Here is a 23,847-nt window from a genome sequence, read left to right as displayed (position 1 = left end):
ACCTCCGGGAACACGGGATGGTGGCGTGTTGTTGACTCCCCGTGTGAGTGAGCAGCAGAAACGTCGAGGTCGGGTGCGGGCCGCCGAGCTCGTGGGGCGGCAGTGGTTGAACACCGGGGGGAGGGAGCTCCGGCTCCAGGACTTCCGCGGGAAGGTCGTGATCCTCGACTTCTGGACCTTCTGCTGCATCAACTGCCTGCACGTGATCGACGAGCTCCGGCCGCTGGAAGCCGAGTTCGCGGACGAGGTCGTGACCGTCGGCGTGCACTCGCCGAAGTTCGAGCACGAGGCCGACCCGGACGCGCTGATCGCGGCCGTCGAGCGCTACGCCGTGCACCACCCGGTCCTCGACGACCCGGAGCTGACGACCTGGCAGAACTACGCGGTGAAGGCCTGGCCGACGCTGGTCGTCGTCGACCCCGAGGGCTACGTCGTGCACGTCGCCGCAGGTGAGGGGCACGTCGAGGCGCTGCGCAGCGTGATCACCGAGGTCATCGCCGAGCACGACGCCAAGGGCACGCTGCACCGCGGCGACGGTCCCTACGTTCCGCCGCCCGCGCCGGAGACGACGCTGCGGTTCCCCGGCAAGGTCGTCGCGCTGGACGACGGGAACCTGCTGGTCTCGGACTCGGCGAACCACTCGCTGGTGGAGTTCGAACCCGACGGCGAGACCGTGGTGCGCCGCATCGGCACCGGTGAGCGCGGTCGCGCCGACGGCACCGAACCGACCTTCGCCGAACCCGCCGGTCTCGCGCTGCTGCCCACCGAGCTCGCCGCCGAGGTCGGCTACGACGTGGTCGTCGCCGACACCGTCAACCACCTGCTGCGCGGCCTGCGGCTCGCCGACGGGCACGTCACCACGCTGGCCGGAACCGGTGAGCAGTGGCGCGACGGCTCCGACAGCGGGCCCGCGCTGGAAACGCCGCTGACCAGCCCGTGGGACGTCGCCTGGTGGGAACCCGCCGGGGGCGTGGTGATCGCGATGGCCGGCAACCACACGCTCGGCCTGTTCGACCCCCGCACCGGCCAGGTCCGCCGGTTCGCGGGCACCACCGTCGAAGGACTCCGCGACGGTGCCGCCGACCAGGCGTTCTTCGCCCAGACGTCCGGTCTCGCCGACGGCGGCGACCGCCTGTGGCTGGCCGACTCCGAGACCTCCGCGCTGCGCTGGGTCGAGGCCGACGGCGACGGGTTCGCGCTGCTCACAGCGGTGGGCACCGGCCTGTTCGACTTCGGCCACGCCGACGGCCCCGCCGAGAAGGCGCTGCTGCAGCACCCGCTGGGCGTGGCGGTGCTGCCGGACGGCTCGGTCGCGGTCTGCGATACCTACAACGGCGCGATCCGCCGCTACGAGCCCGGCACCGGCGAGGTGTCCACGCTGGCCACCGACCTCGCCGAACCCTCGGGCGCGACCGTCGTCGACGGCGAGCTCGTCGTGGTCGCCTCCGCCTCCCACCGGCTGGAGCGCCCGGTCCCGCCGGGGCTGGCGGCGAAGCTGATCGAGGGCGCCTCGCAGCAGGTCAAGCGGCCCTCCACGGAGATCGGATCGGGCGAGGTGGAGCTCGCGGTGGTGTTCACGCCGCCGCCCGGCACCAAGCTCGACGAGCGCTACGGGCCGTCCACCCGCCTGGAGATCACCTCGACGCCGGAGGACCTGCTGGTCGAGGGCGCGGGCGTGGGCACCGACCTGACCCGCCGCCTGGTGCTGGCCGAGGGCGTCGAGCACGGCGTCCTGCACGTGGTCGCCCAGGCCGCCAGCTGCGATGACGACGACGAGATCGAGCACCCCGCCTGCCGTTTGACCAGGCAGGACTGGGGCGTGCCGGTGACGATCTCGGCGACCGGCCCCGGTCGGCTACCGCTGGTGATGGGCGGTCTGGACGCCTGATCCGGCGAATCGAGACCGTACTGGTACCGATCGCGCAAAAGCCCAGGTCGTGACGATGCGGACGGGGCCGGTCCCACTTGGGTCCGACCCCGTCGTCGCGCGCTGCCCAGCGACATCGCGAATCACGTGGTCAACGCGGTGTTTCGAGGGCCCCCTGGCGCCCGGGTCACCCGGTGGGGGCAAGTAAACTTTTCGGGTGACCGATGCCAAGCTCGAAATCCAGATGCTGCACGACAGGGTCATGGTGCGCATCGCCGCCGAGTCCGGCGAACGCCGCAGCAGCGGCGGCATCGTGATTCCGGCGACCGCGCAGATGGCCAAGCGGCTGATCTGGGGTGAGGTCTTCGGCGTGGGCAGTCACGTGCGGACCGTCAAGGTGGGCGACCAGGTGCTGTTCAACCCCGATGAGCAGTTCGAGGTCGAAGTCCAGGGACAGGCCTACCTGGTGATGCGGGAACGGGACCTGCACGCGGTGGCCACCGAGCAGACCGATCAGGGCACGGGCCTGTACCTGTAGCCGGACCCCCGGCGAGCGCGGGCGCGCGCCTCACAACGCCCCCACCGCAGGACCGACAGGAGAAGGGGAAGCGGTGCCGGAAAACCACGAGAAGTCCAGTGGTGCGGATCCGTCGACCGAACGGCTGCGCACCGACCCGGACCAGCAGAACGCGTCGGACGTCGAGACCACGCAGGCCTGGCCGGTCCAGGACCCCGAGGCAACGCCGGACGCGGCGGCGTCGACCGGGTCGGCCCCGACGGAGTCCGTGAAGCCGGAGGCGTCGGCGCCCAAGGAGTCCGACGCCGAGCGGACCCAGCAGATCGCGGCGCTGCCCGCCGACTTCAGCGGGTTCCCCATCGGCGAGACCCAGACGATCCCGGCCGTCGGTGCACACCAGCCCCCGGCTCACCAAAAACACCAACCGACGGCCCAGCAGCAGTCCGCTGCTCAGCAGCCGACCGTCCAGCACGGGGCCCCGGCCGCGACGCAGACCGCGATGTTCGGCGGCGGTGGTGTCGCGGGCACCGACCTCGGCTGGAACTCCTCCGACGAGCCCCGGCCCGTCGACGAGAAGCGGCAGAAGCTGCTCAAGGGCGGGTTGATCGCCGGTGCCGCGGCCGCGGCGTTAGCCCTGATCTACGTCGGTGACCTGCTTTTCACCAGCGGATCGCTGCCGCGCGGCACGGTCGTCGCCGGCGTCGACGTCGGCACGCTCGAACCGGCCGCCGCCGAGAGCAAGCTCCGCGACGCGCTCGAACCCGGTCTCGACAAGCCGGTGCGGCTGCAGGTCGGCGACCGCGGCGCCACCGTCAAGCCCGACGAGGTCGGCCTGCGGATGGACTGGGCCGCGACCGTGAAGAAGGCCGACGAGCAGCCGCTGAACCCGTTCACCCGGATCGGCTCGCTGTTCAGCACCCACGACGTCACCCCGGTCAGCACCAGCGACCGCGAGCAGCTGGTCGCCGCGCTGCAGGAGGTCAGCCCGCAGCTGGGGCTGGAGCCCACCGACGGCAACATCCGCTTCGAGGGCACCACGCCCGTCGCGGTGAACCCGGTTCCGGGGCAGAACCTCGACGTCCAGCACGCGGCCAACGAGATCCAGGCGCACTGGGCCGAGGGACGTCCGATCCCGCTGCCGGTCACGCAGCTGCCGGTGAGCACCACTCGCGAGGGCGTGCAGAAGGCGCTGCACGAGATCGCCGAGCCCGCCGTGTCCGGCCCGGTGACCGTGCGCGGTCAGGGCAAGGACGCGACGCTGGAGCCGGAGGCGATCGCCCAGGCGCTGCGCTTCACCCCCGACGGGCGGGGCGGTCTCAAGGCCGAGCTCGACGGTCCGACGCTGGTCGGAGCCCTCGAACCGCAGCTGCGCGAGACGATGAAGCCCGGCAAGGACGCCGAGATCAAGCTGGAGAACGGCGCCCCGGTCGTGCACCCGTCCGAGGACGGCGTCGGCGTGGACTGGGAGAAGAGCCTGGCGCCGATGCTGGAGACGGTGCAGAAGCCGCAGCAGCGCTCGGTGCAGGCGGTCTACATGCCGGCTCCGGCGCAGTTCACCACCGATCAGGCCAACCAGCTGGGCATCCGCGAGGTCGTGGGCGAGTTCCAGACCGGCGGTTTCGAACCGGCTTCGGGCGTGAACATCCGCCGGGTCGCCGAGCAGGTCAACGGCGCGATCCTGCGCCCGGGCGAGACGTTCAGCCTCAACGGCTACACGGGTCCGCGCGGTGTGCCGCAGGGCTACGTCGAGTCGGGGATCATCGAGGACGGTCACCCGGGCAAGGCCGTGGGCGGCGGCATCTCGCAGTTCGCGACCACGCTGTACAACGCCTCGTACTTCGCGGGCATGAAGGACGTCGAGCACAAGGCGCACAGCTACTACATCAGCCGCTACCCGGCGGGTCGCGAGGCGACGGTGTTCCAGTCGCCGAGCGGGCAGAGCCTCATCGACGTGAAGTTCAAGAACGTCGCCAAGAGCGGCATCATGATCACCACGGAGTGGACGCCGTCGTCGATCACGGTGAAGCTGTGGGGCACCAAGCAGTTCGACGTGCAGTCGTCGACCGGTCCGCGCACCGAGCCGACGCCGCCGGTGGAGAAGCCCGGCCCGACCAACGGTCCGTGCAGCCCGAGCAAGGGCACGCCCGGCTTCACCGTCGTGGACACCCGCACCATCCGGGACATCACGACCGGCGAGGTCCGCACCGAGAACCAGAAGGTGAAGTACAACCCGCAGCCGATCATCCACTGCCCGCCCCCGCCCCAGGGGCCGCGCTGATCGGCTGAAAAACCCTCCAGCAGGGCCCTTCCCGTCTCCGGGGAGGGCCCTGCTCGCGTTGTGGGCGCATGTCGACATCGCGGGCGTGGCGCTTTGTCGACATGGTCCCCAGGCGACAGTTTTAGCCATGATCACCCATGATCAATGTCCTTTTTGTCCGGACAATTATGGCTAAAACTGTCCACTGGTGACGGACGTCGGCATCGTGACCCCGGGTGATGGCCGGGTTCGGGTGCCGGTGGGAGCGGGTTGGTGACTGCAGGTGATGGGCGTGGGTGTCCCGGGGGCGTGGTGGTGGACACAGGATGTGGGGGTTTGACCGGTGGGTTCTGGGGTGGACTGCGGGTGGCGGCCGGAAATCCTGTTGCGGTGGGGCTGCGGGCGCGTCAGGTTTGCCGTTCGATGTCCGGGAGGTTGATGTCGGTTTTCGACGAACTTGATGGATTCGCAACACGAGCTATTGGGTTTACGTCCGATCGAGTGGCACCATTCGAGCACCCGCGTTCTCACCTACTAGGAGTTACATCGTGGCGCGTCGCAGAACCCTCCGTGCGCTGGCAATGCTGCCTGCGCTGACCTTGGCTGTGGCAGTGACAGGTTGTGTCGAATCCACGACGAGCGGCGGAGGGCAGGGCGGCGGCGAACTGAGCCTCATCGCTCCCGGTTCGCTGACCACCTGCACCCACCTGCCCTACGAGCCGTTCCAGTTCCCGGGCGAAGGCGGCAAGATCGTCGGCTTCGACGTGGACCTGGTGGACCTGGTCGCGCGCGACCTCGGTGTGAAGCAGAACATCGTCGACGCGCCCTTCGACGAGGGCATCCAGTCGGGTGAGTCGCTCAACAGCGGGCAGTGCGACGTCGCGGCCGCCGCGATGACGATCACCGACTCCCGCAAGCAGAACCTCGACTTCTCCGACCCGTACTTCGACGCCGAGCAGGCGCTGATGGTCAAGAAGGGCTCCGGCATCACCGACCTCTCCCAGCTGCGCGGCAAGAAGCTGGGCGTGCAGGTCGGCACCACCGGCAAGGACTACGCCGAGGCGCACAAGGCCGAGTTCGGCTACGAGGTCGTGGACTTCGACGACCTGGCCCTGCAGCAGAACGGGGTTCAGATCAACCGGGTCGACGCCGCGATCAACGACAACGGCGTGCTCTACAGCTTCGCCAAGAACAACCAGGACGTCGAGGTCACCAAGGAGTTCGTGACCGGCGACAAGTACGGCATCGGCGTCCGCAAGGGCAACACCGCGCTGCTGACCAAGGTCAACGAGTCGCTGGCCAAGGCCAAGCAGTCCGGTGAGTACGACCGCATCTACGAGAAGTGGTTCGGCAAGAAGCCGGAGTGACCCGCTGATTCGTGCCTGATCGGGGCCGGCGTCGACCACGCCGGCCCCGAGCGGTGCTCGGGGCCGCGAACACCGTCGCGGTTCCCGCCGGATACATGGAGAGAAGTCGATGACAACCGAGATCGAGCGGCCCAAGGCAGGCATGGGCCGACGACAGCGGGCACGGCTCAACCTCGGCATCCAGTACGCGGTGCTGATCGTGGCCGTCGTGGCGCTGGTCTTCGTCGCGGACTGGGGCCAGATCGGCCGGGCGTTCTTCAACGTCGAGGTCGCCCGGGCCCAGTTCCCCGACGTGATCACGACCGCGCTGCTCAACACCGTCCTCTACACCGCGGTGGGCTTCGGGTTCGGCCTCGCGCTGGCGGTGCTGCTGGCGCTGATGAAGATGTCGCCGGTCGCCCCCTACCGGTGGCTCGCCACCGGCTACATCGAGCTGTTCCGCGGACTTCCCGCGCTGCTGGTGTTCATCGCGTTCGGCTACGGCCTGCCGATCGCGTTCGGCGTCAAGTTCACCAACCTCTCGACCGTGATGCTCAGCCTCGGTCTGGTCGGCGCCGCCTACATGGCCGAGACCATCCGCGCGGGCATCCAGGCCGTGCCGAAGGGGCAGGTCGAGGCGGCCCGCTCGCTGGGCATGTCGTCGAGCCGCACGATGATCACCGTGGTGCTGCCGCAGGCGTTCCGGATCATCCTGCCGCCGCTGACCAACGAGCTGATCCTGCTGACCAAGGACTCCTCGCTGATCTACCTGCTGGGCCTGTCGGTCGACCAGTACGAGCTGGCGAAGTTCGGTCGCGGCGCGCTGAACCAGTACCAGTCGCTGACGCCGATCCTGATCGCCGGTCTGTGCTACCTGATCATCACGATTCCGCTGTCGCGCGTCTCCGACCTGCTGGAGCGCAAGTTCGGCGGCGTCCGGACCAAGGAGGCCACCAAGTGAGCGACGTGATGATCGAGCTCTCCGGGCTGAGCAAGTCCTTCGGCTCGCTGGAAGTGCTGCGCGACATCGACCTCCAGGTCGAGCGCGGCGAGGTCGTCTGCGTGATCGGACCCTCCGGGTCCGGCAAGTCGACCCTGCTGCGCTGCGTGAACCTGCTGGAAGTGCCGTCGGCGGGCAAGGTCTCGGTCGACGGGACCGAGCTGACCGACCCGGACACCGACCTCGACGGCGCCCGCCGGCACGTCGGCATGGTGTTCCAGCAGTTCAACCTCTTCTCCCACCTGTCGGTGCTGGAGAACCTGACGGTGGCGCAGCGCAAGGTGCTGGGCCGCTCGAAGGAGGAGTCGGAGAAGGTCGCCAAGGAGAACCTCGACAAGGTCGGGTTGTCCGAGAAGGCCGACTCGATGCCGGCGCAGCTCTCCGGCGGTCAGCAGCAGCGGGTCGCGATCGCGCGGGCGCTGTCGATGAACCCGCACGTGATGCTCTTCGACGAGCCGACCTCCGCGCTGGACCCGGAGCTGGTCGGCGACGTGCTCGGCGTGATGCGCCAGCTCGCCGACGAGGGCATGACGATGCTGGTGGTCACCCACGAGATGCAGTTCGCCCGCGAGGTCGCCGACCGCGTCCTGTTCATGGACGGCGGCGGCATCATCGAGCAGGGCCCGCCCGCCGAGGTCATCGGCAACCCGAAGGAGGAGCGCACCCGCACCTTCCTCGCCCGAGTCCTGGACCCGATTCACCAGGATTAGATGATCGATGGTGGTCCCTCTGCTGGGCGGCGCGGGTAGCGGAACCTGACCGGTGCTGTGGACTCCGCGCGCCACAGCACCGCTCAGAACCCGCGGCGGTGCAAGTCGCCAGGGTGGTGGAGGAGAAAGCGGCTTCGCCGCTTGTCCTGGGTGCTCGTGCTGTTGACCCCCGAACGGCCCCGGCGTGTCGAATTCCGACACGCCGGGGCCGTTTCACGTGGAACGGCAGCGCATCTACGCCATCCCGGTGTTTTCTGGGGCTGGGCGAAACCTCCGGTGGTGGTCGGGCGTCCTATTGGGTAGATGATCGACAACGTTTCACGGGGTTTCGGGGGCAACGGGTGCCGAGCGGCAGGGTGAAGGAGAACGGCAGCGGTCCGCAGACCGCGGCCGAGCGTCGGGTCGACGAGCTGCTGCGCAGCGGCAGACCGGACACGCCGGAAGGCGCCCCGCTCGACGTGCACGCCGAGGACCACGAGGCCGACCAGGAGATCCGCGGCGAGTTCCTGTCCCGGCGGCTGATCGAGTCGCCGGACGAGACGAGCCGTCGCCCGTTCGCCCGGCGCGCCCGGCAGCAGCCGGTGATCCTCATCCAGGACGCGGTGATCAGCGGCTGCCTCAACCTGCGCGCCGCCGAACTGCCCTACCTGCTGGAGTTCGTGCGCTGCCGGTTCCTCCACTCGCCCGACGTGCGGCAGGCCTCGATGGCGGGGCTGGTCCTGCGGGACTGCCTGCTGCCCGGGATGCAGGCGCGGAACCTGCGCACCACCAGCGACACCCACCTGCTGCACTGCACCAGCCGCGGCGGGGTCATCGACCTCGCCGACGCCGAGCTCGGCGGATCGCTGCTGCTCAACGACAGCGAACTGCACCACCCCGGGCACCGGGCCATCTACGCCGACCGGCTCACCGTGGCCGGGGCGATGCTCGGCATGCGGATGAGCGTCGCGGGCGAGATCCGCATCCCCGGCGCCAAGATCGGCGGCAACCTGACGCTGGCCGGGGCATCGCTGCGCAACCGGGGCCGGTTGGCGCTCAACGCCAACGGGATCCAGCTCGGCGGCTCGCTGCGCTGCGACGTCGACCCCAACACCGGGCGGTCGTTCACCGTCGCCGGGCTGGTGTTCATCCCGAGCGCGACGATCTCCGGCGACCTGCGGATGCGCGATGCCGTCCTGGAACCCGGGATGAGCCCGCCGCGCCGCGGCGAATCGCCCTACGACGACCCGACCAGCACGCTCATCGCCGACCGCAGCCACGTGCACGGCGACGTCGTGATGGACGAGAACTTCCGCAGCGGCGGCACGATCCGCATGGTCAGCGCCAGCATCGACGGCGACCTGCGGCTCTCCGGCGCGCAGATCGACCTCACCTGGGCGCAGTCCGCGCGGGCGGCCGTGGACCGCTCGCTGCGCGCGATCCACCTCGACGGCACCGAGATCCGCGGCAACCTCGCCGCAGGCCGGGCCGAGGTGTGGGGCGAGTGGCGGATGACCGACGTGCGGGTGCACGGCAGCTTCCAGCTCAACCGGGCGCGGCTGACCGGTGCGCGCACCGACGTGCTGCAGGCGAGCAGGGTGACCGTGGGCAGCAACTTCGACTGCCGCGAGGCCGACGTCACCGGTTCGGTGCAGCTGCAGGGCGCGTCGGTCGGCGCGAACCTCGACATGCGCTCCACCGAGCTCACCAAGCCCGCCTGGCACCGGCACAAGCTGGCCTACAAGGCGTCGGTCGACCTGCGCGGCGCGCGGATCGCGCGAGACCTGGTGTGCGCATCGGGAGTTCGGCCGTTCGTCGCCGAGGGCGAGATCCAGCTGCGCCGCGCCGAGGTCGGCAGGCAGGCCAACTTCCACGGCGCGCGGCTCGGAGACGGGTTGAGCCGCAACGCCATCAACGGTTTCGGCATGGTCACCCAGGAGCTGACGCTCAGCGTCGAGGAGCCGCCGAAGGGCCGAATCCTGTTGCGGCAGGCCCAGTGCGAGCTGCTGGCCGACAACGCGGCGCTGTGGGAGGCCGGTGGGGGCGTCGACGTCGACGACTTCAGCTACGACAACTTCACCGACAGCGTCGAGCCCACCGACGTCGGCAAGGTCCAGGAGCGGCTGGCGTGGCTGCGCGCCAACTCCGGCGACCGCTACCAGCCCGGCCCGTACGACCAGCTCGCGAAGGTGTTCAGCAACAACGGGAACGAGGAGCACGCGGTCGCGGTGCTGATCGAGAAGCAGCGCCGCCGCTACAAAGCGATCGCGGCCTCCACCCGCGCGGCGTTCCGGCCGCCGGTGCGGTTGTGGAGCTTCCTGCAGCTCATCACGGTCAGCTACGGCTACCGCCCGCTGCGCGCGCTGATCTGGCTGGTGCTGCTGTCGGCGGCGGGCACCACGTGGTTCTCGATGCACGGTCCGCTGCAGCCGGTCAACGCGGAGGACCACCCGCACTGGAGCCCGCTGCTCTACACCGTCGACCAGCTGGTGCCGATCATCAACCTCGGCCACGACGTGATGTGGCGGACCTCGGGGACCTCGCAGTGGATCACGGTCGCGCTCATCGCGGCGGGCTGGGTGCTGGCGACCACCGTCGCCGCCGGCATCACCAGAGCGCTCCGCCGCGACATCCAGTGACCCGGGGCCTCGACGCCTCCGCGCCCTGACGAACTTCCCGTGAGTTCGAAAAGCCCGCCCCATCGGGGGATTCCCGGCCGCCGAGCGGGTGCAATCCCCGCTCTCGGGGAGGTTCTCGTGCTCAGATCGAGAGGTTTGGTCGTCTTGATCGGGTTCGGGAGGTCTTCGTGCTGGGGTTGCGGTTGCCGGTGGTCGCGGGTGCCGGGGTGATGGCGTTGCTGACGGCGGGAGTTCCCGCGGCGGCGCAAGGGGATGCAGCGGCGCGAGCGGATGAGGACGCGTTCGAGTACGTGGCGATGGGGGACTCCGCGGCGGCCGGGCCGCTGGTGCCGGGCCCGGACCCGAACCTGCTGTGCTTCCGGTCCACGATGAACTACCCGCAGATCGCGGCGGCGCGGTTGGGCGCCCAGCTCCGGGACGTGACGTGCTCGGGCGCCGACACCGAGGACTTCTCCGGCCGCCAGCACTTCGTGCTGCCACCGCAGTACGAGGCGCTGAGCGACTCCACCGACCTGGTCACGGTCACCATCGGCGGCAACGACGTGTCCCTGGTGCAGGCGGCGGTGTCCTGCCTGAACGCGCTGCCGGAACCGGTGGGGGCGTCCTGCGCGGACCGCTTCACCGCCGACGGAGGCGACGAGCTGGCCGAGCGCATCGACGAGTTCACCCCGGACCTGGACGCGGCGCTGGACGAGATCGCCGACCGGGCGCCGAACGCGGAGGTCGTGGTGGTCGGATACGGCACATACCTGCCGCCGGGCGGCTGCTACCCGAAGGAACCGATGTGGGCCCGCGACGCCGACTACATCCAGTCCAGTGTGGACAGGTTGAGCGAGCGGCTGGGCGAGCGGGCCCGCGCGCACGGCGCGACGTTCGTCGACCTCGGCCCGGTCAGCGAGGGCCACGACGTGTGCCGGGCGCCGGAGCAGAAGTACTTCGAGGGCGTCGTCCCGACCTCGTGGGCCGCTCCCCTGCACCCGAACGCCCAGGGCATGGCGGCCTTCGGCAACGCCGTGGCGGACGCGGTCTCGGGAACCCAGGCGGATTCGGGAATCCAGGCGGACTCAGGAACCCAGCAGCGTGTTGAGGCGGGGTGAGTAGGCGTGGTCGAACACCAGTGACGCCGCGCCGACCGCGGCGGCGTCCTCGCCGATCAGCGCGGACTCGACGCGCACCGGGCGCACCTGCGGCGCCCACACCTGCGCAGTGATCACCTTCGACACCCGGTTGCGCACCAGCTCGGAGACGTGCCGCAGCGCGGGTCCGCCGAGCACCACGCGGTCCACGTCGAGGACGCTGACCACCGAGGCGAGGGCCTGGCCGAGGCGGGTCGCGGTCTGCCGCAACACCTTGCGGGCCGCGGCCTCCCCGGCCACCGCGTCCTTGCACAGCTGGTCGTAGGCGGCGGCCACCGAGGTGGGCGCGGGGCGGCCGATGGCCGCGCGCCAGTCGGCGACGACGGCGCGCATCGAGCAGTAGGCCTCCAGGCAGCCGCGCCTGCCGCAGTGGCACTCGCGGGCGCCGCCGCTGTGCACGTGGCCGATCTCGCCGGCGTTGTTGCTGACGCCGCGGTGCACCTGGTCGCCGAGCACGACGCCGATGCCGACGCCGGTGCCCAGGTAGACGTAGACGAACGAGCCGGAGCGCTGCGCGCAGCCCGACCAGCGCTCGCCGATGGCGGCGGCGGTGGCGTCGTTGTCCATCACCACCGGCAGCGCGAACCGCTCCTCGACGAGGTCGGCGAGCGGAACCTCGGTCCAGCCCTCCAGGTTCGGCGGGTCGAGGACCTTGCGGTGCGCGGGATCCAGCGGCCCGGGCACCGCGAGCCCGGCGCCGAGCACGCGGTCGGGTTCGAGCCCGGAACGGCGCACCAGCTGCTGGCCGATGCGGGTGAGCGCGGCGGCGACGGAGGAGGGCGTGGCGTCGTGGGGCAGCCGCCGGGTGGCGCGCAGCCGGACCCCGCCCGCGAGGTCGACGAGGACGCCGGTGATGCGCTCGGGATCGAGGTGCAGGCCGATGGCGGAGTGGGCGTCCGGGGCGACCTTGAGCAGCACCCGCCGCTTGCCGCCGGTGGAGGGCGCGTGCCCGTTCTCGGTGACCAGCCCTTCGTCCATCAGCCCCCGCACGATGTTGGACATCGTCTGCGCGGTCAGCCCGGTGCGCTGCGCGAGTTCGACGCGGCTGATCTCGCCGTGACGCCGGATCGTGTCCAGCACGACCGCGCGGTTGAACCCCCCGACCCTGGGCAGATTCGTCCCCTGCCACGACGCACTCGCCATCGAGCTCTCCTCGTTGAGACGCGCATGATCACTGACTTGTGCAAACGATTGGACTTGAGCTGCCCAAGCAGTGTGATCCGGATCTCAGGTCGATCGCAAGCGTCGCAGTCCGGAGGAACCGGGAACGTTCGGAGGGTGCGACGTTTTCATGAAAACTTCGCCGACGACGAAGCGGCGGTCCCCCTCGCGAATGAGGGGAACCGCCGCTTCAGGTGGGCGCGTGACCGGGTCTTCCCACGACGAACCGGTCGCGCACCGACCGGGTTCGTCAGCCGAGGCGCTGCTTGAGGGCCTCGAACTCGTCGCGCATCGAGGTGGGCAGGTCGTCACCGATGGTGTCGAACCACTCCTGGATCAGCGGCAGCTCCGCCTTCCACTCGTCGACGTCGACGTTGAGCGCGGTCTCGATGTCCTCGGTCGGGGTGTCCAGACCGGAGACGTCGATCTCGTCGGCGGAGGGCACGCGGCCGATCGGGGTGTCGACGGCGGCGGCGTTGCCCTCCAGCCGCTCGACGATCCACTTGAGCACGCGCGAGTTCTCGCCGAAGCCCGGCCACACGATCTTCTTGCCGGACTCGTCGCGGCGGAACCAGTTGACGTAGTAGATCTTCGGCAGCTTGGAGGCGTCCGCGTCCTTGCCGGTGTTCACCCAGTGCTGCAGGTAGTCGCCGACGTTGTAGCCGATGAACGGCAGCATGGCCATCGGGTCGCGACGTACGACGCCGACCTGGCCGGAGGCCGCGGCGGTGGTCTCCGAGGACATGGTGGCGCCCATGAACACGCCGTGCTGCCAGTTGAACGACTCGTTGACCAGCGGAACCGTGGTCTTGCGGCGACCGCCGAACAGGATCGCCGAGATCGGCACGCCCTGCGGGTCGTCCCACTCCGGCGCCAGGATCGGGCACTGCGACATCGGCGTGCAGTAGCGCGAGTTCGGGTGCGCGGCCTTGACGTCGCTGTCCGGGGTCCAGTCGTTGCCCTTCCAGTCGGTCAGGTGCGCGGGCGTCTCGCCGCCCATGCCCTCCCACCAGACGTCACCGTCGTCGGTCAGCGCGACGTTGGTGAACAGCGAGTTGCCCTTCTCGATGGTGCGCATCGCGTTCGGGTTGGTGTGCTCGTCGGTGCCCGGCGCGACGCCGAAGAAGCCGGCCTCGGGGTTGACCGCGTACAGGCGGCCGTCCTCGCCGAAGCGCATCCAGGCGATGTCGTCGCCGAGGGTCTCGACCTTCCAGCCCGGGATGGTCGGCTGCAGCATCGCCAGGTTGGTCTTGCCGCACGAGGAGGGGAACGCGGCCGCCACGTAGTGGACCTTGTTCTCCGGGGAGATCAGCTTGAGGATCAGCATGTGCTCGGCGAGCCAGCCCTCGTCGCGGGCCATCGCCGAGGCGATGCGCAGCGAGTAGCACTTCTTGCCCAGCAGCGCGTTGCCGCCGTAGCCGGAGCCGTAGCTCCAGATCATCCGCTCCTCGGGGAAGTGCGTGATGTACTTGGTGTCGTTGCACGGCCACGGCACGTCCTGCTGGCCCGGCTCCAGCGGCGCGCCCACCGAGTGCAGCGCGGGGACGAACGGGGCGTCGGTGCCCAGGCGCTCCAGCACCTTGGCGCCCATCCGGGTCATGATGTGCATCGAGACCACGACGTACTCGGAGTCGGTGATCTCCACGCCCAGCTTCGGCTCCTCAGCGCCCAGCGGACCCATGCAGAACGGGATGACGTACATCGTGCGGCCGCGCATGGAGCCCCGGTAGAGCTCGGTCATGGTGGCCTTCATCTTGGCCGGGTCCATCCAGTTGTTGGTGACCCCGGCGTCTTTCTCCTCGACCGAGCAGATGTAGGTCCGCTCCTCGACCCGCGCCACGTCGGACGGGTCCGACGCCGCGTAGAACGAGTTCGGCTTCTTGTCGAGACGCGTGAAGGTGCCGGCCTCGACGAGGCGGTCGGTCAGTCGCGTCCACTCGTCCTGCGAACCGTCACACCACACCACGCGATCGGGTGTGGTCAGCTCCGCGACCTCTCGCACCCACGACAACAGGCGCTCGTGCTCGGTCGGGGCCTGGTCGAGACCGGGGATGGTCACTGCGGTCATCGCGACGTGTCTCCTGACTGGGCGCCACAGCCCGGATTGGTCGCCGACGGGGCTGCCCGCCGACGTTTGCAGGGAACGCTTCGCCCGGCCCGGAGAGCCGGGCGAAGTGGAAAAGGGATGCAACGAGGCTAACGGGGATAACGGCGCGCAATGAAGATCGGGGTTGTCGGTTCTCTCACAGGAACGATAAGGGAATCGATTCAGTTCGCACTTCTTCTCCGCTCGTCACGGAAATCCCGTCGCCGGGCGCGCGTGAGGTGCCAGATTTTCCGGCGAAGCGGACAGCAGTGCGAACGACCGGTGAACCGCAGACAGCCGCCGAATGGCGGTTGCCGCTCGCGGAACAGCGGAATGAAAAACCGCCCGATGGCCTGAGAATCGGGCCACGGGCGGGTGGTGAACTCACATTCCGTCGCGAATTGCGCGACCCGGGGTCACACCCAGGAGTCGTCCTTTCCGGAACTCGCCGGCTCGCCCTCGCAGATCTCCGGGACGGCCGCGTCGGCCGGCGGCGGGGGCGCTTGGGGGTGGGGCTGGAACTCGGGTTCGTCGAAGGTCCAGGTCGTGTCGTCGGTGGCCGAGGCCGCCCGGTTCGGCGCGTACTGGCCGTTGTCGCCGATCCGGCCCTGCTCGACCACGGTCCACTCGCCCTCGCCGGTGTGGTGCGAGATCGTCACGTCGCCGGTCTGGGTGATCTCGACGACCTGGTCCGCGGCTCCGTCGCCGTCGACGTCGGTGAGCATCACGGTGTTGCCGTTCTCGGACTGCACGACCGCGGTGTCGGCGACCCCGTCGGAGTTGGTGTCCTCGGTGGCCGGTCCGACCTGCACGTCTCCCTGCGGGGTGTCGACGACCATCTGCTTGTCGTCGTCGGCGTGCTCCTCGGCGCCGCCGGGGTTCTGCTGCGGGGCCTCCGCCGTCCACTCGCCGCTGTCGGCGTGGAACCGCGCCTGGTCGAGGACCTGCCCGTCGGCGGTGATGGTCTGCATCAGGTCGGCGTGGCCGTCGGCGTTGTCGTCGATGTAGGCGACGTAGCCGTCGTCGGTCATCACCGCGACCGTCTCGTCCAGGCCGTCGCCGTCGAGGTCGTAGTTGGCCTCGGCGGTGTACTCCTCGCCGTCGACGGTGACCTTGATGTCCCCGTCCCCGGCCCCGGTCTCCTCGATGTACACGTCGGCACCCTCCGCCGCCTTCACCTGCGAACCTTTGGACGCAGCGTAGAACCCCCAGGTTCCCACCCGGAAGAACCCGTCGTCCGGGAGAACCCGATTTCAACGGAGATCAGGGTTCCGATTTCCGTTGAAATCGCGATCACCACCCGGGTGCGGGGCCCCTGACCTGGGGTTGAGCGGGTCAGGAATCGCGGAGGTTGCGGATCGCGGAGAGCAGGTGCTCGGCGCGCTCGCGGCCGGAGGAGGACTCGGTGAGGCGCCGATCGACCGTCTGCAACCGGCGGCTGCGCTCGGCGGCGTCCATCTTCAGGGCCTTGTCGACGTCCCGGAGCTCGGCGTCGATCGCCTCGATCCGCCTGGTCAGCGCCTCGTCCAGGGCCAGCGAGAGCTGCTGCTCGGCCTCGATGAGCTGCTCGGCGACCAGCTGGTCCAGGGCCGAGCGGGCGTCGGCGATGGCATCGGTGAGCCACTGCTTGAGGTGCTGCTTGTCGGCCGCGTGCTTGCGGGTGCGGGCAAGCCACCAACCCGCGCTCAGGCCGAGCACGATCGTCACCGGCAGCACCACCGGGTTCAGCGTCGCCACGCCCAGCCCGGCCAGCGGCATCGCCGCCGCGCGACCGATGCCGAGACCGCCGGAGACGCCCATGAACACCAGCAGCTTGTCCTCGGCGGTGGGCGGACGCCGGTCCGGCGGGCGCAGCTGGATCGGAGCTTGCGCGCCGCGCGCGAACTGCGAGCGGATCACGTCCAGCTCCTCGGCGGAGAACAGGTCGTTGAGGGCCTGCTCGGCCACCGCCGCCAGGCGCGTCGACAGCGTCGCGGCGATTCGGGTCGAGGCCATCTGCAGCGCGATGTCGACCTGGCGGGGCAGGTCGTCGATCTCCTTGCGGGCGGCGCCGTCGATGGACCGGCGGAACCAGTTCTGCACGTCGCGGACCTGCCGCGACACCTCGTGGCTGACCTCCACCCGGGTCCGCTGGATCTCGCCGCGCAGCTTGACCTGCCAGCCCCGGGTCGAGGAGCGGCGGGCGGTGCTGAGCTCGTCGCGGCGGGCGCGCAGCGACTCGGCCTCGTCCTCGCCGACGGTCAGCGCCCGCTTCTCGGCCTCCAGGGTCGCGGTGAGCTCGCCGAGCACGGTCGACAGCGCGCGCATCGTGTTGGCCTCGCCGAGCATCGCCGACCGGCCGGCGATCAGCCGCTGCAGCTCCTCGCGCAGCTCCACCACGCCGGACTTGCCGCGCAGCAGCTCGGCGTTGGCCGAATCCGGGGCCTGCGCGGCGCGCAGGTGCAGGCGGGCGGAGACCGGGAAGATCGGCACCTCGGCGAACCGGGGCGCGTGCTCGGCCAGCAGCCTGCGGTCCTCGGCGAGCACCTGCCGCCAGCCGCGGTGCTGATCGGTCTTGGCCAGCGCGAACACCACGGTCTCGACGCGTTCGCCGACCTGCTGCAGGAACTCCAGCTCGCCGCGGGTGAACGGGGACGAGGCGTCGACGACGAACAGCAGCGCGGTCGCCGACACCGCCGCCTCGCGGGCCAGCTCGCCGTGCAGCTCCTCCAGCCCGCCGACCCCGGGGGTGTCGACGAGCATCAGCTCGGTCAGCTCCGCCAGCGGCGCGGTGACCCGCACGTAGCGGGGCGGCAGCTGTCCTTCGGGCAGGTCGCGGTCGGCGCTGGTCCAGTTCGGCAGCTCGTCGAGGTCGAACGGCACCGGGTCCTGCTGGCCGGGGTAGCAGGCCTGGGCGGACCACTGCTCGCCGTGCTCGAACCGCAGGTAGGTGCTGGTGGCGACGTCGGCGTCCACCGGCGAGAGGTTCGGGTGCTCCAGCAGCGCGTTGACCAGCGAGCTCTTGCCGCGGTTGGTCTCGCCGACGACGACCGCGCTGGGCGTGCCGGGGCGGCTGCGGCGGACCTGCTCGACCCACTCGAACGCGGTCGGGTCCGCCTCGCGCAGGAACCCGAGCAGCTTGTCCCGGGTCTGCTTGACCTGCTGCGGGAGCGCGGCGGCAGCAACACCAGGCGCCGTGGTCATGCCGTCCTCTCGGTAGGTCCCAGGCGACGGTACCGGTTCACCTGCGCAGCTGGTAGACGGTCACGACCGGGGTGCGCAGCACGCGGTCCCGGTCGGCGAAGCCGAGCAGCTCGGTCTCGGCGATGACGCCGTCGAGCTCGGGATCGTCGGTGGGCAGGGTGCCGCCGGCCTCGTGCAGGCCCGGGTCGAAGCGCTCGCCGTCGGGGCGCAGCGCGGTGACGCCGATGCCGGTGAGGCCGTCCGCGAGCCGTTCGGCCACGCCCGCGCTGCGGGCCCGGTCCACGGCGTACACGCACAGCTGGATCAGCGCGGCGCGGTCGGTCAGCGCCTGTTCGAGCGGGTCGATGACGGTTTCGCTGGTCACGGCGGTCATGTCTGTCCCCTGATCGGCGTCTGCGTCGGAGGCCTGTTCGGCGGTCTCGTGGGGATCAGACGGACCCGAAAGGACCTCGGTTCCGCTTTCGGGTGACTTCTTGGACCGCCTCCAGCTCCGCACGGTGATCACCTGGTTCGCAGTTGCTGCCAGATCAGGAAGTAGGCCCGGTGCACCACGTGCGCGACCCGACTCTGGGCGGGCGTGGCACCGAACGAGGAGAACGAGCGCCACCAGTTGGCGCGCTCCAGCGCGAGGTCGGTCAGCTCGGCCTGCGGCAGGCCGGGACCGCCCAGCTGCTCGCCGGGATCGGTGCTGCTGCCGACCCGCATGACCTCGTCGGCCAGGTCCGGGGGCATCTCCACCGCACCGGCCGCGACCAGCGTCAACGCCTCCAGGACGCGCAGCTGGTGGGCCTCCGGCCGGGCCAGCAGGCCCTCGATCGCGTCGTGCACCTCGCGCCGCTCGTCGCGATCGCCGGAGGCCTGCGAGAGGGCGGTGATCGACGCGAGCGCGGCGGCCGCCTTGATCCCGTCCGCGCGAACCCGGAACACCGAGTCCAGCCTGCTCAGCACGGACGCCAGGCCCGAGGCGTCGCGGATGCGGCGCCGCAGCTCCCCCGCCGTGATGTCGGGCTCGGCGTCCAGCGCCTCCAGCGCGCAGCGCACGCCGTGCAGGTCCATCCGCTCCAGCAGCTGGGTCCGGGTGCCCGCCGGGACCTCGCACTCCCAGCTGGTGAACAGGTCCGCCGACAGCAGCAGCGTCTCCCGCGTGTCCTCGTCGAGCTTGGCCAGCGAGCGCAGCGCTTCGGCGTCGGGCGCGGTGAACCCGCCGGTCTCGGCGGTCTCGGCGAGCAGCCCGATCACCGGGAGCACGTCGGCGACCTTCGGCTTGAGCAGCGCGGACTGCTTGGCGGCCAGGATCTCGGCGGCCTTCCACAGCTCGTCGCCGGAGCCCTCGACGCTGTCGGCCTCGATCATGTCGGCCTTGTTGAGCAGCGCGATCGCGTTCACCGGACCGGCCTCGCGGCTGGCGGTGGCGGCGGTGAAGGCGGCCAGCGCCTGCTCGTCGTCGGCCCGCACGCCCTGGGTGACCACGTAGAGCACGGCCTCGGCGCCGATCACGGCATCGCGCGAGACCGGATCGAGCTGTTGGGTCCCGAGCGCCTGCTCGGTGCGCGCGACCGAGTCGGAGTCCAGCGAACCCAGGCCCGGGGTGTCGATCACCGTGAGATCGCGCAGCACGGCGTTGGTCAGGTAGGCCTCCAGGTGGGAGACCTCGTCGAAGTCCACGCCCAGGTCGGCGGGGATGCCCCCGGTGGGGTCGAACGGCACGGTCTGCCTGCGCCCGTCGTGGAACACGACCTCGACGCGGTCGACCGTCCCGTACTGGAACCGGGTGACCAGCCGAGTGCACTCACCGACGTCGGTGGGCGCCACCCGCCTCCCGATCAACGCGTTGACCAGGGTCGACTTGCCGGACTTGATCCGACCGGCCACCGCGACCTGCAGCGGCGCTCCGAGCCGGTGCAACACTTCGCCGAACCCCTCGGCGGTGCGCTCGGACACCCGGGGCTGCAACTCCGCGCACAACCGCGCCACGGCAGCCGACAACGGGCCTGCCCAGCGCTGCTCGGGTGCCGTGTTCACGATGCCCTTCCGATGAACTCAGACATTCCGGACGTCCGGGGAATCCACCCGCCCCATCCTGCCACGCCACCCCCACCCGCAACCCCCACTCCGCGCAGGACCACCCCACCCCGCCGCCCCCGCGACGAGAACCGCTGCATTCGCGCGATGAAAACCGCGGTTTTCGACGCGCGGATAGCCTGCACGGGTGAGCGCTGACTTCAAGCCCGAACTGGTCGCCCTGGACATCGACGGGACCCTGCTGGATCCGGAGACCGACACGATCTCCGCAGCGGTGAAGGACGCCGTGCGGCGCGCGGCCGAGGGCGGTGCGCAGCTGGTCGTGGCGACCGGGCGGACCTTCCTCGGGACCGTGCCCGTGCTCGACGAACTGGGTCTGACCAGCGGATTCGCGTTGTGCTCCAACGGTGCTGTGCTGGTCGACGTGGCGCGGCGCGAACCCGTGTCCGTCGCGTCCTTCGACGCCACCCCGGTGCTGCGGACCCTCCGCGAGCACCTGCCCGGCAGCATCTACGCCGCCGAGGACGTCGGCGTCGGCAACCTCGTCTCCGCACCGTTCGACCCCGAGAAGCTGCACGGGCCGCAGCGGCTCACGCCGCTCGACGAGCTCACCGCCGCACCCGTGCCCCGGCTCATCGCCGAGTGGACCGGCCGCGACCCGGCCGAGCTCGCCACCACCCTCGCCGATGTCCGGCTGCCGCAGTGCGCCATCACCGTCGACACCTACGAGCCCTGGGTCACCGTCGTCCCCGAGGGCCTGTCCAAGGGGGCTGCGCTGGAGAAGCTGCGCACCGAACTCGGCATCGCCCCGGATCGCACCTTCGCCGCAGGCGACGGCACCAACGACTTCGAGATGCTGAGCTGGGCGGCCCGCGGCGTGGCGATGGGGCAGGCGCCGCTCGACCTGCGCGCCGCCGCCGACGCCACCATCGGCACCGTCGCCGACGACGGGCTCGCGGTCGAGCTGAACCGACTGTTCACCTGAAACGTCCCCCGCTCACCCGGGATGTTCCCGGTCAACCCGAAGTCCACTGTGGAGCGTCGTTGAAGGACCGGGGTGGCGATCCGGGACAACCCTGAGGTGCGTCATCCTCGGGGCCGGTTCACTACTACCGGCACTGCTCCGCGTCCCAGCAACAGGAGTGATCATGATCGAGGCGAGAGGCCTCACCAAGCGCTACGGCCAGAAGGTGGCGGTGGACGACCTGTCCTTCACCGTCAAACCCGGTCACGTCACCGGATTCCTCGGCCCCAACGGCGCGGGCAAGTCCACCACCATGCGCATGGTGCTCGGGCTCGACAACCCCACCGCGGGCGACGTGCGCATCAACGGCAAGCGCTACCAGGAGCTCAAGAACCCGCTGCGCACCGTCGGCGCCCTCCTCGACGCCAAGTGGGTGCACCCCAACCGCACCGCCCGCGCGCACCTGCGGTGGATCGCGCGCTCCAACGGCATCGGCATGCAGCGCGTCGACGAGGTCCTCGACCAGGTCGGGCTCACCGACGTCGCCCGGCGCAAGGCCGGCGGGTTCTCGCTCGGCATGTCGCAGCGCCTCGGCATCGCCACCGCGCTGCTCGGCGACCCCGAAGTCCTGCTCTTCGACGAACCCGTCAACGGCCTCGACCCCGAAGGCATCCACTGGATCCGCCGGTTCATGCAGGGCCTCGCCGCCGAAGGCCGGACCGTCTTCGTCTCCAGCCACCTGCTGAGCGAGATGTCGCTCACCGCAGAAGAACTCGTCGTCGTCGGCCGCGGCAAGCTCATCGCCCAGTGCAGCACCGCCGAGTTCGTCGACAGCGCGGGCAGCAGCTCCGTGCTCGTGCGCACCCCCGAAGCCCCGCAGCTGCAACGACTCCTCGCCGACGAGCAGATCACCGTCCGCACCGCCGCCGACGACCGGCTCGTCCTCGACGGCGTCACCACCGAGCGGGTCGGCGAGATCGCCGCGCAGCACCGCATCGTGCTGCACGAGCTCACCGCGCAGCGCGGCTCGCTGGAAGACGCCTTCATGCAGATGACCAGCGACGCCGTCGAATACCAGACCGCGCTCGGCGAGTCGCCCGAGCTGACCGCCCAGGGGGTGGCCCGATGACCCTGCTCGCCGTCGAGCGGATGAAGCTCTTCTCCACCCGCGCCCCCTGGTGGTGCATGGTCCTCGCGCTCGCCCTGCCCATCGGGTTCACCGCGCTCATCGCCGCCTACTCCGACGGGATCGCGCTCAGCACAACGCAGTTCGGGCACCAGTTCGGACTCATGGTGACCCTGGTGCTCGCCGCGCTGGCGATCACCACCGAATACCGCTTCGGCACCATCCGGGCGACCTTCGTGGCCGTGCCCAACCGCACCGCCGTGCTGCTCGCCAAGACCGCCGTCGTCGCCGTCCTCGCGCTGATCATCGGCGAGATCTGCGCGTTCGGCTCCTGGGGCGTCGCCAAGGTGCTGCTGCCCAGCTCCGACCTCGCGCTCACCACCGCCGACCAGTGGCGGCAGGTCGCCGGTGTCGGGCCGGTTTTCGCGTTCTCCGCGATCCTCGCAGTCGGCGTCGGCATGCTCCTGCGCCAGACCGCGGGCGCCGTCACCGTGCTGCTGCTGTGGTCGCTGCTCGTCGAGAACCTCGTCGCGCTCATCCCCGAGATCGGCACCGAGGCCCAGCGGTGGATGCCCTTCGTGATGGCCGACAACTTCCTCAGCGGCGAAGGCCCCCTGTCCGCGAACATGCCCCTCGGCCCCTGGGCGTCACTCGCGTACTTCGGAGCCGTCACGGTGGGTGTCTGGGTGATCGGACTCGTCGTGACCCACCGGCGTGATGCCTGACCAGCGGATTTGATCATGGAGCCGAAAGCCCTTGATCAAAGCCGGGAATCCCCAGCTGGGCCCGGGAACGCGCAACGTTACCGAGCCCGGCCGAGAGTCTGGTCACGCCGACCGATAGGATCGGCTGCAAGATCGAGCGGAAGCCGATCGCACCGGGTCACATCGGACGCGGTGAGTCAGCGGACGATCACACCGTGACTCGAGAACGCTGAAGCACAACCAAAGACGACCGACTGCAGCAGCGCTCGGGGGCGCCGGCGGTCGGGACGGGGGAGGGCCCGGGCTGTCATTCGGGGGATGGCCCGGGCCCTGTGCTTTTCTTTTCTTGATGGAACCGCTCTGTGGTCTTTTTGCTTGGCGGTGCGAGTAGCGGAACCTGAGCGCCTCCGTGGACTCCGTGCGCCGCTCCTGATGTATGCCGATACACGGCGTCACGGCGTACTCGCCACGAAGGCGCTCAGAACCCGCGGCGGTGCCAGCGTCTGAGGTGGGGAAAGAGAAAGCGCCTTCGGCGCTTGTCTGACGGTTGTTCTGGTTAGACGGAGGGTCTTACTACCAGTACCGGGCAGGCTGCGTGCCTTACGCATTGTTCTGCTACTGAGCCGAGCATGAGGCCTGCGAATCCCCCTCTGCCCCGGTGGCCGACCACGAGGAGGTCCGCTCCTCTGGAGGCGGCCAGGAGAGCTTGCGGGCTCGGCGAGTGGACCGCGTGGATCTCCGTGGTGACCCCGGTGTCGCCGAGCCTGTCCTGCACCAGCTTCTCGGTCTCGCGCTCCACCTCCTGCTGGAAGGCGTCCATGCTCGGGACCGCGTTCGGCGGGCAGTCCGGAGGACGCGGGGCCGTGCGCATGCTCCAGGCGCGGACCACGTGCAGGACCGCGTTGCGGCGGGCGGCCTCCTCGGCCGCGACCGCCAGGGCTCGCAAGGACGAGGCGGAGGCGTCGACGCCGACGACCACTCCGCCGTTGATCTCCACGCGTTGGAACGTCTGATCCGGCACGCCTCTACTCCAACCGCCACGACTCCCCTTGTCGACCTGACCTGGACTAGGTCAACCGAACGAGTCTCCCGTGTGATTGCGATCACATTTTACACGGTTGTCTCATTCGTCGGTTTGGCTGTGGTAAGG

18 protein-coding genes are annotated in these 23,847 nt (G+C 70.1%); 11 read left to right on the top strand and 7 right to left on the bottom strand.

The window, feature by feature from the left end:
• Window positions 1-73 precede the first annotated feature (73 nt).
• The 8 genes from QFW96_RS21830 (at window position 74) to QFW96_RS21795 (ending at window position 11,412) form a co-directional block, all read left to right on the top strand.
• Complete coding sequence (locus QFW96_RS21830) at window positions 74-1,888, top strand: NHL domain-containing thioredoxin family protein (protein ID WP_281457629.1); 1,815 nt, start codon at window positions 74-76, stop codon at window positions 1,886-1,888.
• Between the two features lie 196 nt (window positions 1,889-2,084).
• Window positions 2,085-2,405 (top strand): GroES family chaperonin, encoded by a 321-nt coding sequence (locus tag QFW96_RS21825; RefSeq protein ID WP_093419732.1) that lies wholly within the window; start codon window positions 2,085-2,087, stop codon window positions 2,403-2,405.
• A gap of 73 nt (window positions 2,406-2,478) precedes the next feature.
• Window positions 2,479-4,662, top strand: coding sequence for a VanW family protein (locus QFW96_RS21820; RefSeq protein ID WP_281457559.1), 2,184 nt, complete (start codon window positions 2,479-2,481; stop codon window positions 4,660-4,662).
• 560 nt (window positions 4,663-5,222) lie between these two features.
• Window positions 5,223-6,008: a transporter substrate-binding domain-containing protein gene (locus QFW96_RS21815; protein WP_281457628.1), complete on the top strand. Its 786-nt coding sequence runs from the start codon at window positions 5,223-5,225 to the stop codon at window positions 6,006-6,008.
• A 142-nt stretch (window positions 6,009-6,150) separates the two neighbouring features.
• Complete coding sequence (locus tag QFW96_RS21810) at window positions 6,151-6,948, top strand: amino acid ABC transporter permease (RefSeq protein ID WP_281457627.1); 798 nt, start codon at window positions 6,151-6,153, stop codon at window positions 6,946-6,948.
• Window positions 6,945-7,697, top strand: a complete 753-nt coding sequence (locus tag QFW96_RS21805) for an amino acid ABC transporter ATP-binding protein (protein ID WP_281457558.1) — start codon at window positions 6,945-6,947, stop codon at window positions 7,695-7,697. Before QFW96_RS21810 ends, QFW96_RS21805 begins: the two co-directional genes overlap by 4 nt.
• A gap of 341 nt (window positions 7,698-8,038) precedes the next feature.
• Entirely contained in the window at window positions 8,039-10,315 is a 2,277-nt protein-coding gene (locus QFW96_RS21800; protein ID WP_281457557.1) for a translocation/assembly module TamB domain-containing protein, read from the top strand.
• Window positions 10,316-10,482: 167 nt separating this feature from the next.
• Window positions 10,483-11,412, top strand: coding sequence for an SGNH/GDSL hydrolase family protein (locus QFW96_RS21795; protein WP_281457556.1), 930 nt, complete (start codon window positions 10,483-10,485; stop codon window positions 11,410-11,412).
• Here QFW96_RS21795 and QFW96_RS21790 read toward each other — a convergent pair.
• The 6 genes from QFW96_RS21790 to QFW96_RS21765 form a co-directional block, all read right to left on the bottom strand.
• Entirely contained in the window at window positions 11,380-12,594 is a 1,215-nt protein-coding gene (locus QFW96_RS21790; RefSeq protein WP_281457555.1) for an ROK family transcriptional regulator, read from the bottom strand. The two genes, QFW96_RS21795 and QFW96_RS21790, sit on opposite strands and share 33 nt — an antisense overlap.
• 268 nt (window positions 12,595-12,862) lie before the next feature.
• Complete coding sequence (locus QFW96_RS21785) at window positions 12,863-14,680, bottom strand: phosphoenolpyruvate carboxykinase (GTP) (RefSeq protein ID WP_281457554.1); 1,818 nt, start codon at window positions 14,678-14,680, stop codon at window positions 12,863-12,865.
• Between the two features lie 434 nt (window positions 14,681-15,114).
• On the bottom strand, window positions 15,115-15,876 hold the full coding sequence (locus tag QFW96_RS21780) for a DUF6802 family protein (RefSeq protein ID WP_281457553.1): 762 nt from the start codon (window positions 15,874-15,876) through the stop codon (window positions 15,115-15,117).
• Between the two features lie 157 nt (window positions 15,877-16,033).
• Window positions 16,034-17,881 carry a dynamin family protein gene (locus tag QFW96_RS21775; protein ID WP_281457552.1) on the bottom strand — a complete coding sequence of 616 codons (1,848 nt, stop codon included), beginning with the start codon at window positions 17,879-17,881 and terminating at the stop codon, window positions 16,034-16,036.
• A gap of 37 nt (window positions 17,882-17,918) precedes the next feature.
• Window positions 17,919-18,254 (bottom strand): nucleotide exchange factor GrpE, encoded by a 336-nt coding sequence (gene grpE, locus QFW96_RS21770; RefSeq protein WP_425524782.1) that lies wholly within the window; start codon window positions 18,252-18,254, stop codon window positions 17,919-17,921.
• 128 nt (window positions 18,255-18,382) lie between these two features.
• Window positions 18,383-19,903, bottom strand: coding sequence for a dynamin family protein (locus tag QFW96_RS21765; RefSeq protein WP_281457551.1), 1,521 nt, complete (start codon window positions 19,901-19,903; stop codon window positions 18,383-18,385).
• Window positions 19,904-20,090: 187 nt separating this feature from the next.
• Between QFW96_RS21765 and QFW96_RS21760 the strand changes: the two genes are divergently transcribed.
• The 3 genes from QFW96_RS21760 to QFW96_RS21750 all read left to right on the top strand — a co-directional run bounded on the left by QFW96_RS21760 (window position 20,091) and on the right by QFW96_RS21750 (window position 22,718).
• Window positions 20,091-20,888, top strand: a complete 798-nt coding sequence (locus QFW96_RS21760; protein WP_281457550.1) for an HAD family hydrolase — start codon at window positions 20,091-20,093, stop codon at window positions 20,886-20,888.
• Window positions 20,889-21,051: 163 nt separating this feature from the next.
• Window positions 21,052-21,996: an ABC transporter ATP-binding protein gene (locus QFW96_RS21755; protein ID WP_281457549.1), complete on the top strand. Its 945-nt coding sequence runs from the start codon at window positions 21,052-21,054 to the stop codon at window positions 21,994-21,996.
• Window positions 21,993-22,718, top strand: a complete 726-nt coding sequence (locus tag QFW96_RS21750; protein ID WP_281457548.1) for a hypothetical protein — start codon at window positions 21,993-21,995, stop codon at window positions 22,716-22,718. Before QFW96_RS21755 ends, QFW96_RS21750 begins: the two co-directional genes overlap by 4 nt.
• Before the next feature lie 535 nt (window positions 22,719-23,253).
• Here the strand turns inward: QFW96_RS21750 and QFW96_RS21745 are convergent.
• The gene (locus QFW96_RS21745; RefSeq protein ID WP_281457547.1) at window positions 23,254-23,718 is read right to left on the bottom strand and encodes a universal stress protein; all 465 of its coding nucleotides are present in this window, start codon (window positions 23,716-23,718) and stop codon (window positions 23,254-23,256) included.
• Between the last annotated feature and the right edge of the window lie 129 nt (window positions 23,719-23,847).

It is taken from the genome of Saccharopolyspora ipomoeae (assembly GCF_029952525.1).
GTDB lineage: Bacteria > Actinomycetota > Actinomycetes > Mycobacteriales > Pseudonocardiaceae > Saccharopolyspora > Saccharopolyspora ipomoeae.
This window is presented reverse-complemented; position numbering and strand designations above follow the sequence as displayed.

Coding starts and splice junctions, on each gene's coding strand:
- QFW96_RS21815 (WP_281457628.1), top strand. CDS start 5,223: ATGCTGCCTGCGCTGACCTTGGCTGTGGCAGTGACAGGTTGTGTCGAA.
- QFW96_RS21810 (WP_281457627.1), top strand. CDS start 6,151: ATGGGCCGACGACAGCGGGCACGGCTCAACCTCGGCATCCAGTACGCG.
- QFW96_RS21790 (WP_281457555.1), bottom strand. CDS start 12,594: ATGGCGAGTGCGTCGTGGCAGGGGACGAATCTGCCCAGGGTCGGGGGG.
- QFW96_RS21785 (WP_281457554.1), bottom strand. CDS start 14,680: ATGACCGCAGTGACCATCCCCGGTCTCGACCAGGCCCCGACCGAGCAC.
- QFW96_RS21775 (WP_281457552.1), bottom strand. CDS start 17,881: ATGACCACGGCGCCTGGTGTTGCTGCCGCCGCGCTCCCGCAGCAGGTC.
- grpE (WP_425524782.1), bottom strand. CDS start 18,254: ATGACCGCCGTGACCAGCGAAACCGTCATCGACCCGCTCGAACAGGCG.
- QFW96_RS21755 (WP_281457549.1), top strand. CDS start 21,052: ATGATCGAGGCGAGAGGCCTCACCAAGCGCTACGGCCAGAAGGTGGCG.
- QFW96_RS21750 (WP_281457548.1), top strand. CDS start 21,993: ATGACCCTGCTCGCCGTCGAGCGGATGAAGCTCTTCTCCACCCGCGCC.